Origin of the sequence: Pseudomonas sp. RIT409 (genome assembly GCF_003052515.2) — a bacterium.
Lineage (GTDB): Bacteria > Pseudomonadota > Gammaproteobacteria > Pseudomonadales > Pseudomonadaceae > Aquipseudomonas.
Genome location: NZ_QARE02000043.1, coordinates 1 through 18,262 on the forward strand (window position 1 = coordinate 1; position 18,262 = coordinate 18,262).

Sequence of the window (18,262 nt, forward strand, 5' to 3'; positions counted from 1 at the left end):
CAAACCAGGAGCAAGCGGTTTCCCCCATTTGCCAAGACAAATGGGGCCGCTGTAAAAGCGGAACAGTGAATCAGCGTCAACATCGCCAATGGATCAGCTCGCCGACATCCGGACCCACGGCTCTAATAAGTGACTGATGGCTGTAAAAAGCGGAACAGTGAATCAGCGTCACCCTCGCCAATGGATCAGCCCGCTATAAACCGAACCAACCAACCAGCCAAACAGCAGCCGCAGCAGAGTGTTTGCCCGGGGCAATTAAAACCACCCATATTGGATCCTGAATTAGTTGTCTGCTGCCCTTGAAAAGTGACCGAGCCAATTAACCGGTTTTTTAAGTAAGCGAACTAAGGCTGTTCGACAGCCGGTATTCAACTTCCCACCCCCACGGTCGAAACATATTTCAGGCCGCATCTTCCCTTTCTTCTTACAACCCCGTAAAAAGCGCGGCGCGCGCCTGATCGGTCACGCATCCTCGTCGCTGGCATTCTTGGTTATGGACACAATCGTATGATCAAACGTCTGGGCTTCAGCAGAAAGATCCTGCTGGCCGCTGCACTCATAGTTGTCGTTGCTTTTTCATGTTTCATCCTCGTGAACGATTACCGACAGCGCGAAACGCTGAAGAGCAATGTCAACGCCGAACTGCAACAACTGGGCAGTTTGACCACGCAAAACATTCAAACCTGGCTCGACAGCCGAACCCAATTGCTCTATTCGATGGCCCAGCAGATTGCCGCCGATGGCGCCACGCCCGCCAGTCTGCAGCGCATCGTGGGACTGCCGGTGTACCCGGACAACTTCCAGCTCAGCTACTTCGGCGGCAAGGACGGCCTGATGTTCTCGGTTCCGGCCGGTAACCGTGCCGCCGACTATGACCCGCGCGCCCGCGGCTGGTACAAGGCCGCCGATGCGGCTCAAGGCACCATCGTCACCGAGCCCTATATCGCCGCCTCGTCGGGCAAGCTGGTGGTCACCCTGGCCACCCCGGTGCGTCAGCAAGGCCAGATGATCGGCGTGGCCGGGGCGGACATATCGCTGGATGCCATTACCAAAACCATCAATTCGCTGAATTTCGGTGGCCATGGCTATGCGTACATCGTCAGCGCCGATGGCAAGATCCTGATTCACCCGGACAGCCAGCTGATCCTGAAAAACGTCAGTGAGGCTTACCCCAACGGGGCGCCGAAAATCGCGCCAGGCGTATCGGAAATCGAGTCGGCTGGCAAGGCGCAGTTCATTTCGTTCACCAAGGTCGAGGGCTTGTCTTCGGCCAACTGGTACGTGGCGCTGGTGCTCGACCGGGACGCGGCCTACTCGATGCTCAGTGAATTCCGTGCCTCGGCCATGACCGCAATGGTCATTGCGGTGGCGATCATCATGGTGCTCCTGGGCCTGCTGATCCGGGTGCTGATGCAGCCGTTGCACCAGATGGGTCGCGCCATGCAGGACATCGCCGACGGAGAGGGCGACCTGACCAAACGCTTGTCGATCCTCTCCCAAGACGAGTTCGGCGCTTTGGCATTGTCGTTCAACCGTTTCGTGGAGCGGATCCACGGTTCGATCCGCGAAGTGGCCTCCACGGCGGGACAACTGGGCGAGGTCGCCGCGCGGGTGGTGGGTGCTTCCAACTCGTCCATGGGCAACTCGGATCAGCAATCCAGCCGTACCAGCAGCGTTGCTGCGGCGATCAACGAGCTAGGGGCCGCTGCTCAGGAAATCGCCCAGAATGCGGCGTTGGCTTCCCAGCATTCCAGCGAAGCGACACAGTTGGCCAGTGAAGGGCAGGGTGTCGTGTCGCAGACCATCAAGGCGATGAACGCGCTGTCGGAAAAGATCAGCGAGTCTTGCGCCAACATCGAAACCTTGAACGCGAAGACCGCCAACATCGGGCAGATCCTCGAGGTGATCACCGGTATTTCGCAGCAAACCAACTTGCTGGCGTTGAACGCAGCCATCGAAGCCGCCCGTGCGGGCGAGGCCGGACGCGGCTTTGCCGTCGTGGCCGATGAAGTGCGGAACCTGGCCCATCGCACTCAGGACTCGGCTCAGCAGGTGCAGGGCATGATCGAAGAACTGCAAACGGGCGCCCGTGATGCGGTGGCGAACATGACCGAGAGCCAGCGCTTGAGCGAAAGCAGCGTGACGGTTGCCAACCAGGCCGGTGAGCGCCTGAACAGCGTGACCCGACGCATCGGCGAGATCGACGGCATGAACCAGTCGGTGGCCACCGCCACCGAAGAGCAGACCGCCGTCGTGGAGTCGATCAATGTCGACATCACCGAGATCAACACGCTCAACCAGGAAGGCGTCGATAACCTCAAGTCGACCCTCGACGCCTGCGCTCACCTTGAACACCAAACCGCACGCCTACAGCACTTGGTCGGGACGTTCCGGATCTGAATCTGCACCTCGCCGGAGGCTGCAGGCTGGCCACCTGTCCCGCACCTGAGCCTGTGGGGCAGGGGGGCAGCCACCCGCTGCAAGTTGCTTGAGCGTTCCTTTCGGGGACGTTCGAAGCCCGCCGAACCGGCGTCCCTCCCGTCGATCACCGCCGCAGATATGCCGCAAAATCGATGTCGCCAGCACTGAGAATCGCCTGGACGCGGTTGTGCACGTTGAGCTTGCGAAGAATCGCCGACACGTGCGCTTTGACGGTGGTCTCGGCGATGTCCAGGTTAAAGGCGATCTGTTTGTTAGAGTCGCCTTTGGTCATGCGTTCGAGCACCAGTAATTGCTTGCGCGTCAGGGCGTGAATCAGCTCGGGCGCCAGATGCGCAGCGTTGCTGACGGCGGGGCGCGCCTGGGGTTTCTGGCTGCGAATGACGTCCGAGGGCAGGTAGACGTTGCCGTTGAGAATCTGTTCGATGGCCTCGGTCATCTGCTTGCGCGGCGAGGATTTGGTGATGAAGCCAACGGCGCCATAGGTAATGGCCTGAAGCACCACCTGCTTGTCCTGCTCGGCCGAAACAATCACCACTGCAATGGTGGGTGCCTCATTGCGCAGGCTGATCAACCCGTTGAGGCCGTGCATACCTGGCATGTTCAGGTCCAGCAGGATCAGGTCCAGGTCATGGTGCTCGCGGGTGATTGCCAACGCGCTGTCGAGATCGCCGGCTTCCCTGATTTCGCTGCCTGGAAAACCATCGCGGATCACGGTGTGGATGGCCTCACGGAACAGTGGGTGGTCGTCGGCAATCAGGATTTTATGCATGGTCGGGGCGCCTTTCTTATAATGCTGCGCGTCGCTCGGCGTCGGCCTTGAGGACGGTGTTCGCGCATTACATGTCAGAAACGGCACTTTGTGAATGCGACCATAGAAACGAAAACCCGTACTAAAGTCGTAGACGCTTCGCCCAATGCCCTGTCACGGGCGCGTGCGTTCGAACGGGGGCGTCCTCTAGAGGTGCACTTCCACCGCCAGCGGCAGGTGATCGGACAGGTGCGTCCAGGGCCGGGTGCCAAGAATCTTGGGATCATGGCTGGTGGCATTGCGCAGGTAGATGCGGTCCAACTGCAGCAGCGGGAACCGTGCCGGATATGTCCGGGCCAGCCGACCATTGCAGCGTTCGAAGACTTCGTGCAAGTACTCGCAGCGTGCCAGACGCTTGTTGCCTTGCAATTGCCAATCATTGAAATCTCCGGCGATCACCACTGGGGCGTGATCCGGCAATGAATCCAGCAAATCGCACAACAGATTCAACTGCAACTGGCGGTGACTCTCCAGCAGACTCAGGTGAACGCAGATGGCGTGCACTTCCTCATGGCCGGGTACCTGCAACACGCAGTGCAGCAACCCGCGGCGTTCGGGGCCTGTGATCGACACGTCGAGGTTGCGGTAATGCAGGATCGGATACTTCGAAAGCAGCGCATTGCCATGGTGGCCCTCGGGGTACACCGCATTGCGGCCGTAGGCGAAGTCGCTCCACATGCTGTCCGCGAGGAATTCGTACTGCGAGGTGACGGGCCAATTGTGGTATCGCTCCGCATGACGATCATGGCCACCGAGCACCTCTTGCAGAAAAACCAGATCGGCCCCCGTGCTGCGCACGGCCTCCCTGAGTTCCGGCAGGATGAAACGCCGGTTGAGCGCTGTGAAGCCCTTGTGCGTGTTGACGGTCAGCACCCGCAGGCGATGCACATCGCGCGCGTGGGATGTGTCTGAGGGGGGGAGGCTCAAGCCAGGGGAATCCGAGGTCACGCGCTCACTCCTGTCGCGAGGGAATGTGCTAGTTCCGACCGGCCTCGGTCCTGGCAGTTCAGCTTTTTCCCACCCCGACTGACTGGCGACTTTTCACACGCGGGTATCGGCCTGTGGCCGACGGGACAGCCACAGCGTCAGGCCCAGCGCAAGCATCGACAACAAGGCAGCGAAGAAGAAAATCCAGTCGTAGCCCATGCCCAGCGCAATGGCCCCCATCAGCGGGCCGGATACAGCCAAGGCCAGATCGAAGAACACCGCATACGCCCCCAGCCCAGCACCTCGGCTGCTGTTGGGGACCTGCTTGATCGCTTCGACACCGATGGCCGGGTACACCAGCGACAGGCCAAAGCCGGTCAGGCCTGCACCGATCAGCGCCAGGCCGGTATTCGGCGACAGCCACAGCATGATCAGTCCAACGACCTCGACCGACATGCAGGTGATGGCCGAGCGGAAACCGCCGAAACGCGTGATCGCATTGATGAACAGCAAGCGCGCAAGGATGAAACAGACCCCAAACACCGTCAGGCACCACGCAGCGCCCTCCCAGCCTCGGTTGACGTAATAGAGGGTGATGAAGGTGGTCAAGGTGCCGTAGCCGATGGACGACAGCGTCAGCCCCAGCCCGTACGGTGCGACGCGGCCGAACACCGACCAGAATGGCATGCGCTCACCTCGCACCACCGGGACCGGTGGCTTGTTGCGGATCAGCCATAGCGCCCCCCCGGCCAGCGCCGTCAGCGCCAGCCCCAGGCTCACGAAACCCAGCGCCTTGACCATGAGCACCCCCAGCGGGGCACCGATGGCGATGGCCCCATAGGAGGCAATACCGTTCCAGGAAATCGAACGTGCAGTGTGTTCGGCACCGACCTGGCCGATGCACCAACTGATGGTGCCGACGCCGATCAACCCCTGCGACACCCCCAGCATCAGGCGCGCAACGATCAGAATGGCCAGGCTGATACTCGGGAAAGGCTCAAGCAACACGGCCACCACCGTCAGCACGCCGCTGGTGGCAATGCCCAACAGCCCGTAGACGATGGCCCGCTTGGTCCCGATGGTGTCGCAGATCCTGCCCGCCACCGGGCGGCTGAGAAGGGTGGCCAGGTATTGCGCACCGATCACCAGCCCTGCCACGACCGCGCTGAACCCCAATTGGCTGTGAACATAGCCGGGCATCACGGCGATGGGCAGGCCAATGCACAGGAAGGCGATGAAGGTGTAAAACACGATGGCGACGATTTGCAGTGTGATCGCCACCGAACCGGCGTTCGGGGCAGGGGAGTTCGGCGGCAGGGCGGCAGACATGGGGCCTCTTCGCTGGAGCGGTGGAGTGCGCCATCATCGCCCGAGGCGGGTGGAAATGAAAGCAGGCTAACGATTTATCGCGGCGAGGTGTCCTCGCCGCGACAAACTCCGGCGAAGCGTAAGGCGGCGGGAAATCGCCGGTATATGCCACTTCCTTAACATCACGGTGCGGCCCCATAATCGCGACATTCAACCGTGGTCGTGAGCCCTGCATGAAAATTGTCGACGACACCCTTCTGGAAGCGCCCGCCGAGGTGCCACCCAAGGGCCGCAAGAATAATCCCGAGAAAACCCGCGATGGTATCCTCCAGGCGGCCATTGCCGAATTCGTGGCTCAGGGCCTTTCCGGCGCCCGGGTCGATGCGATAGCCGAACGCACGCAGACCTCCAAGCGGATGATCTATTACTACTTCAACAGCAAGGAGCAACTGTACGCGGAGGTGCTGGAAAAGCTCTACGGCGACATCCGCCGCACCGAAAGCAGCCTGAGGCTAGACGTGCTGGAGCCGATGGAGGCCATTCGCCGTCTGGTGGAGTTCACGTTCGACCACCATGACCGCAATGTGGATTTCGTGCGCATCGTGTGCATCGAGAACATTCACAACGGCGACAACGTGAAGCAGTCGTCGACGATTCGTGCCTTGAGCCAGCATATCCTGGGTGCGCTCGACGAAACCCTGCGCCGTGGGGAGCAGGCCGGGGTATTCCGTCACGGCGTGCAGGCGGTCGATCTGCACATGCTGATCAGCTCGTTTTGTTTTTATCGCGTATCCAATCGCCACACCTTCTCCGAGATTTTCCAGATCGAACTGGAAGACGTCGAGGTGAAGGCACGTCAGAAAGCGATGGTGTGCGAATCGGTGATGCGCTACCTGATGCCCTGATCGGCCAGGCGAGGATGCTTGGCTGGCGCAACGCTTGCGTCGGGGAGGCGCTTTCGTTGGCCTCTCCGACGCAATGGTTCAACGCAGCACGCTCACCATTTCGCCGATGACGGTCAGCACGTCATGGGCCAGGCGCATCGATCGTGCTCCAGACCAGCCGGTGAGCGGATCGGGTGCATCGTCGTTGTCCTTGAACGGCATCTCCAGTGTCAGCGACAGGCATTTATAGCGTTCACCGACACTGTTGCACGCCAGGTTCATGTTCGCCTTGCCCGGAGCCGATTTGGGGTAGCCGTAGCGGGTCTGGAAGTCTTTGGTCAAGCCACTGAGGCGTGCGCGGAAATCCGCTTCCAGTGTTTTCTGCTGGTCGGTGTACCCCGGATTGCCTTCGCAGGCTGCGGTGAAGACGTAGGGGATTTCCTCATCGCCATGCACGTCGAGGAACATGTCCACGCCGTACCTTTCCATCTGCTGTTTGACGAAATAAACCTCGGGGCTCAGTTCAGGCGTCGAATCCTGCCACGCGCGGTTGAGGTCCTTGCCCTGGGCATTGGTGCGCAGATGGCCATGAAACGCGCCGTCAGGGTTCATGTGCGGGACCAGATACAGATCCGCCGACGCCAGCAACGCCTGAACCTGGGCATCGTGCTCTTTCAGGCGTTCGATCACGCCCTCCATGAACCACTCGGCCATGTGCTCACCAGGATGCTGTTGGGCAATGATCCAGACCTTGCGCTTGCCCGGCGCGCCATCGCCTTTTCGCAGCACCGGAATGTCGCGCCCTTCGACGCTTTTGCCGGTGGCCAACAACTCGGTGCCAGCCTCGTTGAGCGCCTGGCCCATCAGCCAATCATGCCGCTCTCGGCTGTAAGGCTCGAAGTAGGCGAACCAGATCTGCGAGTGTTCGGGCGAACAGGTGAAATTCAATGCCTTGCCGTCGAAGTGGCTGGGCACCCGGAACCACGTCTTGTGGTCGTAGGACGCAACGGCGTTGTAGCCGGTCCAGGCCCGGTTGTAGCTGGATTCGCTGGCGTTGGTCAGGCTGAACGTGTGCGCTTCGCCGACCTGCATGCCCTCGACCTTGAAGTGGAACCACTGGAAATGCGGGCTGCGAGTGTCCGGGCGGATGGCCAGTTGCACGTTTTGAGGTTGGCTGGCATCCAGCACGACGATATTGCCGCTGTCGAAATCACAGGTGATGGAAAGGGCGCTCTGGATCACGGAAAAGTCCTGGAAAGGTTAATGCCGACTCCGCGCCATCGGGTGGCGCTTTTGATCGGTACTTTACACGGATCGGGGCAACCGGCCGCGACAGAAACGTTTGACGATGAGACTCCTCGGGGCGCGCCCCTTTTCGGCTCGTCTGACGCTGATCTGTCTTTGAGGCACAGTGCGCTGGGTCCATGATCGGCCCGTCAGCGCCCGCCTCAGTGCGACAGCTTGCTGGATATTTCGCCTGAACCTCGTGGGCAGTTCAGCACGCCAGGTTCTTTTGCTATGATGCGCGCCACCGCGACAGCGACCCTCTTCATTAGCCTGAAGATGCAACACCCGACCGAACCAGACCCTTCAAGGGCACAAAAAAAAGACCCGGCAAAAATGCCGGGTCAAAAACCGTGATTAGCCTGATGAGGAGATAATCCAAAAGCCGACCTAAGGCTTGAGGGTTATCAACCCGCCTCGCGACGGGTTGCGCTCAATAATAATCATTATCATTTGCACGTCAAATGTTTTTTTCCCTTCCCGCGAAAAAACTGAGGGCCCCCACGTGGGCGCCAGTTGGAATCCTGCTCTCTTGGCATTGCCCGGTCTGGCAGGCAACCGCTAGTCCAGAGGCAGTTCGGTGGTGCGCTTGACCACACTCATCGCAATGTTGGAGTGAGCCTCCTGCACATGGGGGCTCTGCAACAGATGGTCGCGCAGAAAGCGCTCATAGCTGGCAATGTCTTGCACCACCACCTTCAGCATGAAATCCATGTCCCCGGCCATGGTGTAGCACTCCAGAACTTCGGGGTAGCCAATGATCGCTTCTTCAAATTCCGTGAGGTAGCGCCGCCCGTGGCCTGACAGCTTGACGTCGACGAAGACCGTCATGGTCAATCCCAGTCGCGCCGGATCGAGCAGGGCGACCCGACGTTCGATCACGCCTTCTTCTTCCAGACGATTGATCCGCCGCCAGCAGGGGGACTGCGACAGCTCGACCCTTTCGGCGATATCTGCCGCAGACAGGCCGGCGTCGTGTTGCAACAGGCGGAGAATCTTACGATCGATGGGGCTGAGTTTGACCTGCATGAATTGACCCTTTTTTATTCTTCTGAAGGAACAGTCATGCAAGATAGCAGCAGATCCGGGCCAAATTAGAAAGAAAAACCCCACCTCGCGGAGGCAGTATTGGCAGTGTGCGCATCGGGCCCAACCGTCCCGACGCCCCGGCGGCCGCAGCTCATGAGGCTAGAGCCCCCATTCACCACGCACCGAATGGCCACATCCCAATAACAACAATGGAGTGCCTGAATGTCCCTCGCCGATATCCGTCTGGACGATAAGTACCGGCTTGCAACCGGCAACCTGTATCTCACCGGTACCCAGGCGCTGACCCGCCTGCCCATGCTGCAGAAGCAGCGCGACGAGGCCCGCGGCCTCAACACCGCCGGCTTCATTTCCGGCTACCGCGGCTCTCCGCTGGGCAATCTCGACAAGAGCCTGTGGGATGCCAAGGATTACCTTCGCGAAAATGCCATCCACTTTCAGCCCGGCGTCAATGAGGAGCTCGCGGCGACGGCAGTGTGGGGCAGCCAGCAAGTCAACCTGTTCCCGCAGGGAAAATACGACGGTGTGTTTGCGCTGTGGTACGGCAAGGGGCCAGGCGTGGATCGATGCGGCGACGTGTTCAAGCACGGCAACTCGGCGGGTGTCGCTGGAAAGGGCGGTGTGCTGATTCTGGCGGGCGACGATCACGGGTGCAAATCCTCGACCATCGCGCATCAGAGCGAACATGCATTCATCGCGTCGATGATTCCGGTGCTCAACCCCAGCAATGTCCAGGAGATCCTCGATTACGGCATCATCGGCTGGGAGCTGTCGCGTTACAGCGGCTGCTGGGTGGCAATGAAGACCATCGCCGAGAACGTCGATTCGTCGGCTGTCGTCGAAGTCGACCCCTTGCGCATCCAGACGCGGATCCCCGAAGACTTCCAGTTGCCCGATGACGGCTTGCACATTCGCTGGCCCGACCCGCCGCTGGCGCAGGAAGCGCGCCTGAACACCTACAAGATTTACGCCGCTCGAGCGTTCGCGCGGGCCAACGCATTGAATAAAGTGGTGATCGATTCCCCGCAACCGCGCCTGGGGATCATCACCACGGGCAAGTCTTACCTGGACGTGCGACAAGCGCTCGAAGAACTGGGCATCGACGAAGACCTGTGCGCATCCGTGGGTATTCGAGTGCTCAAGGTCGGCATGAGCTGGCCGCTGGAGCCCGTCTCGGTGCATGACTTCGCCGAAGGCTTGGACGAGATTCTGGTGGTCGAGGAAAAACGCAGCGTGATCGAGGACCAACTGACCGGTCAGTTGTACAACTGGCCGGTAGACAAGCGTCCTCGGGTCGTTGGCGAGTTCGACGAAGAGGGGCGGTCGCTGCTGCCCAACCTCGCCGAACTGACCCCGGCGATGATTGCGCGAGTGATCGCCCGTCGCTTGGCACCGATCTATTCCAGCCCGCAAATCGAGGCACGCCTGCAATTCCTCCAGGACAAGGAAAAAGCCCTGGCCGCGCCGCTGTTCAGCACCCAGCGCACCCCGCATTTCTGCTCCGGTTGCCCGCACAACAGTTCGACGCGGGTCCCCGAAGGCAGCCGGGCACTGGCGGGCATCGGCTGCCACTACATGACGATCTGGATGGACCGTGCCACAGACACCTTTACCCAGATGGGCGGCGAGGGCGTGACCTGGATTGGCCAGGCGCCGTTCACCGAGACCCCTCATGTGTTCCAGAACCTGGGCGACGGCACCTACTTTCACTCGGGACACTTGGCGGTCCGCGCAGCGGTGGCCTCCAAGGTCAACATCACCTACAAGATCCTTTACAACGATGCCGTCGCCATGACCGGCGGGCAGCCGATCGACGGTGTGCTGCGTGTGGATCAACTGAGTCGTCAGGTGTTCAACGAAGGCGTCCAGCGCATAGCGCTGGTCTCGGATGAGCCGGATAAATACCCGAGCCGAGAAGGGTTTGCCCCGATTACGACCTTCCATCACCGCCGTGACCTGGACAGCGTGCAGCGTGAGTTGCGTGAGTTCAAGGGCGTTTCGGTGATCATCTACGACCAGACCTGCGCAACCGAAAAGCGGCGTCGCCGCAAGCGTGGGAAGATGGCCGATCTGGACAAGCGCGCCTTCATTAACCCGGCGGTCTGCGAAGGCTGCGGCGATTGCGGGGCCAAATCCGGCTGCCTGTCGATCCTGCCTAAAGAGACCGCCGAGGGCCGCAAACGCGAAATCGATCAAAGCGCCTGTAACAAGGATTTCAGCTGCGTCGAAGGCTTCTGCCCCAGCTTCGTCACGGTCCATGGCGGGACCCTGCGCAAGCCGCAACTGCCGACGCAGGCCCAGGCATTCGCGCAGTTGCCCGAACCGACGCTGCCTGGCCTGGATCGGCCGTTCAACATCCTGCTGCCCGGCGTGGGCGGCACCGGGGTGACCACCGTCGGGGCCATGTTGGGCTACGCCGCCAACCTGGAGGGCAAGGGCTGCAGCGTGCTCGATCAGGCCGGCCTAGCGCAGAAATTCGGGCCAGTGGTCAGCCACATTCGGATTGCGGCTCGCCAGCAGGACCTCTTCGCGGTGCGGATCGCCGCAGGCGAGGCGGATCTGCTATTGGGTTGCGATCTGCTGGTCGCTTCAGGGCCAGACGCCATCGCCAAGCTCGACAGCGCCAAATCCCACGCCGTGGTCAACAGCCAGCAGACACCGACTGCGGAGTTCACCCGCAATCCGGATGCCGAATTCCCTGCCGACGCCATGATGCAGACCCTTCGCGATGCCGTAGGCGACGATAAGACCCACTTCGTGCCCGCCACCGAGCTGGCCACCCGGCTGATGGGCGACAGCATCGCCAGCAACCTGTTCATGCTGGGTTATGCCTACCAGAAAGGGCTGATACCGCTGTCGGCAGCGGCAATCGAAAAAGCGATCGAGCTCAATGGCGTGTCGGTCAATCTCAACCAGCAAGCGTTTCTCTGGGGACGTCGTGCCGCCTTTGACCTGCCCGCGGTTCAGGCCGCAGCCCACCCCGATGCGGTCGTGCAGCCCGAGCCGCCGACCTTGGAGCAACGTGTCCAGGGCCACGTCGAGGCGCTCACCGAGTACCAGAGCGCGGCTTATGCCAAGCGATACCTGGCGCTGGTGGAACGGGTCAGGGTCGCGGAGGCGCGCGCGTTTCCGGGCGAGGCCCCGGCGCTGACCGAGGCCGTGGCGTTCAACTACTTCAAACTGCTGGCCTATAAAGACGAGTACGAAGTGGCGCGGCTCTACAGCAACGGCGACTTCAAGCGGCAGTTGCAGGCGCAGTTCGACGGCGACTACCGGCTGGAGTTTCACCTGGCTCCGTCCTGGCTGGCCAAGCGCGATCCGCACACCGGTTCGCTGCGCAAGCGCAGTTTCGGCCCCTGGATGTTGAAGGCGTTCGATGTGCTGGCGACCTTCAAATTCCTGCGGGGCACGCCGCTCGATCCGTTCGGCCGTAGCCTTGAGCGACGTCAGGAAAGGGTATTGATTGACCAGTACGTCAGCGATGTCGAGTTGATCCTGCTCCACGTCAACGCTTCCAACCGTCACACCGCCTTGAGCCTGGCGCGGCTTCCAGAGCGCATCCGTGGTTACGGCCATGTGAAGGAAAGCGCGATGAAGGCAGCGGCGCTCCAGGCCGAACAGTTGCGTCAAAGCCTGATCAGCGGGGAAGTGGCGATGCCGAAACTCTATGAGGTTGCAGCCTGACAGCGAAGCAGGGTGCAAGGCTCGCGGAGCCTGCACCCTGCTTTCGATCAGCCTCGGGGGTCGGTTGCGTCATGGCCTACGACGCCGGGGCAACGGACGGCCAGCCCTCACCCCGGTCAGGCGTCGGACAGGTCCACCAGCACAGCGCCCTCGCTGACCATTTCCCCTTCACCGCAATACAAAGCCGAGACAACGCCCGCCCGAGTGGCGCGTATGCTGTGCTCCATTTTCATCGCTTCCAGCACCACCAGCGGCGTTCCCGCTTCCACCTCTTGACCGACTTCTGCCAACACCCGGACGATGCTGCCGTTCATGGGCGCGGTCAGGCCGCCCTGGTGTTCTCGGCTGGCGGTAGAGGCCATTGGGTCAACCTGCTGAACCGCCTGCAGCTCGCCTTGCCAGCTCAGGAACAACGTCTCCTCGCGCCGAATGGCCAATGCGCTATGCCGCACGCCGTCCGCTTCATGCTGCAAGTGGTCGTCTTGCCAGCGCACGGTGCCTGCCGCATCGTGCAACCGGACATCACGCGTTTCGTCGTGGCACCGCAGCACCAGACTGACCTCGCTGGGCAAACCAGGACGCAAGCCGCTGGCAGTCGACCAAGGCGAGCAGGGGTCGTCTTCGCGGACCCGAGGGGGCGTTGTGGCTTGCCAGGCTCGGGCGGCCAACGTCCAGAACGCGTCTGGAAGGGCCGTCGGCAGAGGCAGCAATGCTGTCTGGTAGCGCGTAATGAAACCGGTATCCAGTTCCGCAGCCGCGAATGCAGGGTGAGCGATGATTCGCCTGAGGAACGCCAGATTGGTGCGCAGCCCACCAATGGCGTATTCATCCAGCATCCCCAGCAGCCTAAGCCGCGCCTGTTCCCGGTCTTCCCCCCAGGCGATCAACTTGCCCAGCATCGGGTCGTAGAACGGTGAGATCGCCTCGCCTTCCGACACGCCGCTGTCGACCCGACGACCGGGCCCAGGCGTGGATTCCCGGTACACCTGAAGCGTACCGGTGGCGGGCAGAAAATCGTTGGCCGGGTCCTCCGCGTAAAGACGCACCTCTATGGCGTGCCCGTTCAGCGGCACCTGATCCTGTGAGATCGGCAACGGTTCCCCTTGCGCAACGCGGATTTGCCAAGCCACCAGATCGAGCCCTGTGATGGCTTCGGTCACGGGGTGTTCAACTTGCAGGCGGGGGTTCATCTCCATGAAAAAGAATCCGCCGCGCGCGTCCAGAAGAAACTCGACCGTGCCCGCCCCGACGTAGCCGATGGCCTGGGCGGCACGTACCGCCGCTTCACCCATGGCGCGCCGCAGCGCCGAACTCAGGCCCGGCGCAGGCGCCTCCTCGACGACTTTCTGGTGGCGGCGCTGGATCGAACAGTCGCGCTCGTTCAGGTAAAGGCATCGGCCATGTTGATCAGCGAACACCTGGATCTCGATGTGCCGGGGTTTGAGCAGGTACTTCTCGATCAGCATCCGAGCATCGCCGAACGACGATTGTGCTTCCCGCTGTGCGGAGGCCAGGGCGGCCGCCAGGTCTTGCTCGCACTCGACCACCTTCATGCCCTTGCCGCCACCCCCCGATGTGGCCTTGAGCAGCACCGGGTAGCCGATCCGTTCAGCCGCCTCGCGGAAGGTGGACAGGTCTTGTGCCTCGCCGTGGTAGCCAGGCACCAAGGGCACGCCGGCGGCCTCCATCAGGGATTTAGCGGCGGACTTGCTCCCCATGGCTTCGATCGCCGAGGCCGGCGGACCGAGAAACACCAGGCCCGCCTGCTCGACGGCTTGTGCGAAGCGGGCGTTCTCGGACAAAAAGCCGTAACCGGGGTGAATGGCCTGGGCACCGCTGCGTCTGGCAGCCGCGATCAGGGCATCGATCTGCAGATAGCTCTCGGACGCCTTGCTGCCGCCCAGATCCACTGCACTGTCCGCTTCCTGCACGTGCCGGGCATGGCGATCGATCGCACTGTGCACGGCAATCGTCTTCAGGCCCATCGCCTTGGCCGTGCGCATGACCCGGCAGGCGATTTCGCCCCGATTGGCCACCAGTATCGAGGACAAGGTGTGACTGCGTGGCAGGGTCATGGACGTGATCCTTCTGGCTCATTGTTCTCGTGGCGATTCTCGTGGCGCCAGCGCGGTTCGCGCTTGTTCAAGAAAGCTTGCAGACCCTCCTGACCCTCAGCGCTGACCCGGATGCGGGCGATGGTGTTCTCGCAGTAGCGGCGCAATGCCGGGCTCAATTCACCATCACCGACTTCTCGCAGCAATTCCTTGCTGACGCGCATGGCTTGTGGGCTATTTGCCAGCAGGTTCGTCACCCACTCGTCAACCCGGCGATCCAGCTCGGCCAACGGATAGGACGCGGCCAGCAAGCCGATTTCGGTGGCGCGAAGCCCATTGAAGCGCTCGCCGGTCAGCGCATAGCGCCGGGCATGGCGGGGGCCGATGGCCTGTGTGACGAAGGGGCTGATGACAGCGGGGGCCAGGCCGATCTTCACTTCCGACAGGCAAAATTGCGCGTCGTCGGCACCGATTGCCATGTCGCAGCAACTGACCAGCCCCAGCGCGCCGCCGTAGGCTGCACCCTGGACCACCGCCAAGGAGGGCAGTTTGAGTTTGGCCAGGTTGTACATCAGCTCGCCGAGCTCCCGGGCATCGCCCAGGTTTGTATTGAAGTCCAGGTTGGCGGATTCCTGCATCCAGGCCAGGTCGGCGCCGGTACTAAAATGCCTGCCCCGGCCACGCAGTACGAGGAAACGCAAGCGGCTGTCGTTTTGCAGGCGATCCAGCGCAATGATCAGTTCCCGTATCATTTGCGCATCGAAGGCGTTGTTCTTTTCAGGGCGATTGAGCCAGAGCGTCGCGAAACCCCGCGGGTCGTGCTCCAGTTCAAGGGTGTCGAAGTCGATCATGGTCGTTCCTCGGGTCACATGCGGAACACGCCGAAGCGGCTCGGTTCGATGGGGGCGTTCAGGGTCGCGCTGATGGCCAGGCCGAGAATGTCTCGCGTCTGAGCGGGATCGATCACGCCGTCGTCCCACAGACGGGCACTGGAGTAGTAGGGATGACCCTGATGCTCGTATTGATCGAGGATCGGCTGTTTGATCTGCGCCTCCTGCTCGGGGGTAAACGCATCGCCGCTGCGCTCGGCCTGCTCGCGCTTGACCTGTACCAGCACGCCAGCAGCCTGTTCGCCGCCCATCACGCCAATTCGCGCATTCGGCCACATCCACAGGAAGCGAGGATCGTAAGCGCGGCCGCACATGCCGTAGTTGCCCGCGCCGAAGCTGCCGCCAATGATCACGGTGAATTTCGGCACCTTGGCGCAGGCCACTGCCGTCACCAGCTTCGCACCGTGCTTGGCGATACCGCCTGCCTCGTATTTCTCGCCCACCATGAAGCCCGTGATGTTCTGCAGGAACAGCAACGGGATGCCGCGCTGGCAGGCCAGTTCGATGAAGTGCGCTCCTTTCTGAGCCGCTTCCGCGAACAGGATGCCGTTGTTGGCGAGAATCGCGACCGGGTAGCCATGCAGGTGCGCGAAGCCGCAGACCAGGGTGGTCCCGAACAAGGCCTTGAATTCATCGAACACCGAACCGTCCACCAGGCGCGCAATGACTTCACGCACGTCGAATGGTTGCTTCGGATCGGCGGAAATGACGCCATACAGCTCCTCGCTGGCGTACAGCGGCGCCACCGGCGCACGCGTCTGGAGCTGGCCGGCCTTGCGCCAGTTCAGATGGGCCACGCTGCGGCGCGCCAGTGCCAGCGCGTGGTCATCACTGTCGGCGTAGTGATCGGCGACACCGGAAACCCTGCAATGCACGTCGGCACCGCCCAAGGCTTCGGCGGTGACCACTTCGCCCGTCGCCGCTTTCACCAGGGGAGGGCCGGCCAGGAAAATCGTGGCCTGCTGCCTCACCATGATCGCTTCGTCCGCCATGGCCGGCACATAAGCGCCACCTGCGGTGCAGGACCCCATGACCACCGCGATCTGCGGAATACCGTTGGCACTCATGTTCGCCTGGTTGAAGAAGATCCGCCCGAAATGCTCTTTGTCGGGGAAGACCTCGTCCTGACGCGGCAGATTGGCGCCTCCCGAGTCGACCAGATAAATGCAGGGCAGGCGGTTCTGCTGGGCAATGGTCTGCGCGCGCAGGTGCTTCTTCACCGTGAGCGGGTAATAAGTGCCGCCTTTGACCGTGGCGTCGTTGGCGATGATCATGCATTCCACGCCTTCGACGCGGCCGATGCCCGCAATCACGCCCGCCGCGGGCACTCCTTCATCGTATACCCCATGGGCAGCCAGTTGGCTGAGTTCGAGAAAAGCCGACCCTGAGTCCAGGAGCCGATTGATACGCTCGCGGGGCAGCAATTTGCCGCGTGAGGTGTGGCGTTCCTGCGCCTTGGTGCCGCCACCTTCATAAACCTGAGCGAGCAGGGTGTACAAATCGTCGACCTGCTTGCGCAGCGCCGCGTCGTTGGCGAGAAAGTCCGCCGACCGCGGGTTGAGCTGTGTTTTCAACGTCGTCACTTGAATCTTCCTCCGAGCCTGGCCGGCCTCCGCGGCGGTGGCCGACGCACACTGCGTGCGGCTTGCCACGCGCTTATGGATGGCTGTTTCATTTCGTCTCGTTGAACAGCTCGCGGCCGATCAGCATGCGGCGGATTTCGCTGGTCCCGGCGCCGATTTCGTAGAGTTTGGCGTCGCGCAGCAGGCGCCCCGCGGGAAACTCGTTGATGTAGCCGTTGCCGCCCAGAATCTGAATCGTATCCAGCGCCATTTGAGTCGCGCGTTCGGCGGTATAGAGGATCACCCCTGCCGCATCCTTGCGCGTCGTTTCTCCGCGCTCGCAGGCCTGGGCCACGGCGTAGAGGTAGGCGCGGCTGGCGTTGAGTTGGGTGTACATGTCGGCGACCTTGCCCTGGATCAGTTGGAACTCGCCGATGCTCTGCCCAAATTGCTTGCGGTCGTGGATGTAGGGCAAGACAACGTCCATGCAGGCTTGCATGATGCCGGTCGGTCCGCCGGACAGCACGACGCGCTCGTAGTCCAGGCCGCTCATCAATACCTTGACCCCGCCGTTGAGGGCGCCCAGCAGGTTTTCTTCAGGAACCTCGACGTCATCGAAGAACAGTTCGCACGTGTTGGAACCGCGCATGCCGAGCTTGTCGAACTTCTGGCTTCGGGAAAAACCTTTCCAGTCCCGCTCGACGATGAAGGCGCTGATGCCATGGGGGCCTTTTTCCACATCGGTCTTGGCGTAGATCACATAGGTGTGGGCGTCGGGGCCGTTGGTGATCCAGGTTTTGCTGCCGTTGAGGACAAAACGGTCACCGCGCTTGTCGGCTCGCAGCTTCATCGATACCACGTCGGACCCCGCATTCGGTTCACTCATGGCGAGCGCGCCTATGTGCTCACCGCTGACCAAAGAAGGGAGGTAGCGGGCCTTCTGGTCCGGGTTGCCGTTGCGGTGGATCTGGTTGACGCAGAGGTTGGAATGCGCGCCGTAGGACAGGGCCACAGAAGCGGAGCCGCGGCTGATTTCTTCCATGGCGACCACATGGGCCAGATAACCCAGGCCCGCTCCGCCGTATTGTTCGTCGACGGTGATGCCCAGCAGGCCCATGTCACCGAATTTGCGCCACAGGTCAGCGGGGAACTGGTTGTCCTTGTCGATCTGCGCGGCACGGGGCGCCAGTTCGCGTGCCACGAACGCCTGTACCTGATCGCGCAACAGGTCGATGGTGTCACCGAGTCCAAAATTGAGGGTGGGGTAAATCATGAGACGGCGTTCCCTTAGTTGTTTTTAGCGGGGCGGTCGGGGGTAATCATGTGTATCACCTTTACGTTAACGTAAACCTGCTACCGCCGGAATGTCAAC

At 61.6% G+C, this 18,262-nt stretch carries 12 protein-coding genes; 3 read left to right on the forward strand and 9 right to left on the reverse strand.

All coding sequences use genetic code 11. From position 1 onward, the window contains the following. Positions 1-507 precede the first annotated feature (507 nt). The gene (locus tag DBP26_RS26585) at positions 508-2,400 is read left to right on the forward strand and encodes a methyl-accepting chemotaxis protein (protein ID WP_177411144.1); all 1,893 of its coding nucleotides are present in this window, start codon (positions 508-510) and stop codon (positions 2,398-2,400) included. Between the two features lie 145 nt (positions 2,401-2,545). Here DBP26_RS26585 and DBP26_RS26590 read toward each other — a convergent pair whose 3' ends face one another. The 3 genes from DBP26_RS26590 to DBP26_RS26600 form a co-directional block, all read right to left on the reverse strand. Next, a complete protein-coding gene (locus DBP26_RS26590) occupies positions 2,546-3,211 on the reverse strand; it encodes a response regulator transcription factor (RefSeq protein ID WP_108240608.1) in 666 nt (221 codons plus the stop codon). Between the two features lie 186 nt (positions 3,212-3,397). After that, a complete protein-coding gene (locus DBP26_RS26595) occupies positions 3,398-4,198 on the reverse strand; it encodes an endonuclease/exonuclease/phosphatase family protein (protein WP_256602009.1) in 801 nt (266 codons plus the stop codon). A 93-nt stretch (positions 4,199-4,291) separates the two neighbouring features. Then, positions 4,292-5,506 (reverse strand): MFS transporter, encoded by a 1,215-nt coding sequence (locus tag DBP26_RS26600; RefSeq protein WP_108240609.1) that lies wholly within the window; start codon positions 5,504-5,506, stop codon positions 4,292-4,294. Positions 5,507-5,718: 212 nt separating this feature from the next. Between DBP26_RS26600 and DBP26_RS26605 the strand changes: the two genes are divergently transcribed. Beyond that, the gene (locus tag DBP26_RS26605; protein ID WP_108240610.1) at positions 5,719-6,390 is read left to right on the forward strand and encodes a TetR/AcrR family transcriptional regulator; all 672 of its coding nucleotides are present in this window, start codon (positions 5,719-5,721) and stop codon (positions 6,388-6,390) included. A gap of 78 nt (positions 6,391-6,468) precedes the next feature. On the opposite strand, the gene DBP26_RS26610 is transcribed toward DBP26_RS26605, so the two are convergent. Beyond that, positions 6,469-7,608 (reverse strand): M14-type cytosolic carboxypeptidase, encoded by a 1,140-nt coding sequence (locus DBP26_RS26610; protein ID WP_108240619.1) that lies wholly within the window; start codon positions 7,606-7,608, stop codon positions 6,469-6,471. Positions 7,609-8,214: 606 nt separating this feature from the next. Next, positions 8,215-8,682: an Lrp/AsnC family transcriptional regulator gene (locus DBP26_RS26615; RefSeq protein WP_108240611.1), complete on the reverse strand. Its 468-nt coding sequence runs from the start codon at positions 8,680-8,682 to the stop codon at positions 8,215-8,217. A gap of 222 nt (positions 8,683-8,904) precedes the next feature. Here DBP26_RS26615 and DBP26_RS26620 point away from each other — a divergent pair, with 222 nt between their 5' ends. Beyond that, a complete protein-coding gene (locus tag DBP26_RS26620; protein ID WP_108240612.1) occupies positions 8,905-12,384 on the forward strand; it encodes an indolepyruvate ferredoxin oxidoreductase family protein in 3,480 nt (1,159 codons plus the stop codon). A 116-nt stretch (positions 12,385-12,500) separates the two neighbouring features. On the opposite strand, the gene DBP26_RS26625 is transcribed toward DBP26_RS26620, so the two are convergent. From DBP26_RS26625 to DBP26_RS26640, 4 genes are all read right to left on the reverse strand, one after another. Beyond that, complete coding sequence (locus DBP26_RS26625; RefSeq protein ID WP_108240613.1) at positions 12,501-14,459, reverse strand: acetyl/propionyl/methylcrotonyl-CoA carboxylase subunit alpha; 1,959 nt, start codon at positions 14,457-14,459, stop codon at positions 12,501-12,503. Continuing rightward, positions 14,456-15,289 carry a gamma-carboxygeranoyl-CoA hydratase gene (locus DBP26_RS26630; RefSeq protein ID WP_108240614.1) on the reverse strand — a complete coding sequence of 278 codons (834 nt, stop codon included), beginning with the start codon at positions 15,287-15,289 and terminating at the stop codon, positions 14,456-14,458. Before DBP26_RS26630 ends, DBP26_RS26625 begins: the two co-directional genes overlap by 4 nt. Positions 15,290-15,303: 14 nt before the next feature. Further along, positions 15,304-16,911: a carboxyl transferase domain-containing protein gene (locus DBP26_RS26635; protein WP_108240615.1), complete on the reverse strand. Its 1,608-nt coding sequence runs from the start codon at positions 16,909-16,911 to the stop codon at positions 15,304-15,306. 88 nt (positions 16,912-16,999) lie between these two features. Beyond that, complete coding sequence (locus tag DBP26_RS26640) at positions 17,000-18,163, reverse strand: isovaleryl-CoA dehydrogenase (protein ID WP_108240616.1); 1,164 nt, start codon at positions 18,161-18,163, stop codon at positions 17,000-17,002. Between the last annotated feature and the right edge of the window lie 99 nt (positions 18,164-18,262).

Coding starts and splice junctions, on each gene's coding strand:
- DBP26_RS26585 (WP_177411144.1), top strand. CDS start 508: ATGATCAAACGTCTGGGCTTCAGCAGAAAGATCCTGCTGGCCGCTGCA.
- DBP26_RS26590 (WP_108240608.1), bottom strand. CDS start 3,211: ATGCATAAAATCCTGATTGCCGACGACCACCCACTGTTCCGTGAGGCC.
- DBP26_RS26600 (WP_108240609.1), bottom strand. CDS start 5,506: ATGTCTGCCGCCCTGCCGCCGAACTCCCCTGCCCCGAACGCCGGTTCG.
- DBP26_RS26605 (WP_108240610.1), top strand. CDS start 5,719: ATGAAAATTGTCGACGACACCCTTCTGGAAGCGCCCGCCGAGGTGCCA.
- DBP26_RS26615 (WP_108240611.1), bottom strand. CDS start 8,682: ATGCAGGTCAAACTCAGCCCCATCGATCGTAAGATTCTCCGCCTGTTG.
- DBP26_RS26620 (WP_108240612.1), top strand. CDS start 8,905: ATGTCCCTCGCCGATATCCGTCTGGACGATAAGTACCGGCTTGCAACC.
- DBP26_RS26625 (WP_108240613.1), bottom strand. CDS start 14,459: ATGACCCTGCCACGCAGTCACACCTTGTCCTCGATACTGGTGGCCAAT.
- DBP26_RS26630 (WP_108240614.1), bottom strand. CDS start 15,289: ATGATCGACTTCGACACCCTTGAACTGGAGCACGACCCGCGGGGTTTC.
- DBP26_RS26640 (WP_108240616.1), bottom strand. CDS start 18,163: ATGATTTACCCCACCCTCAATTTTGGACTCGGTGACACCATCGACCTG.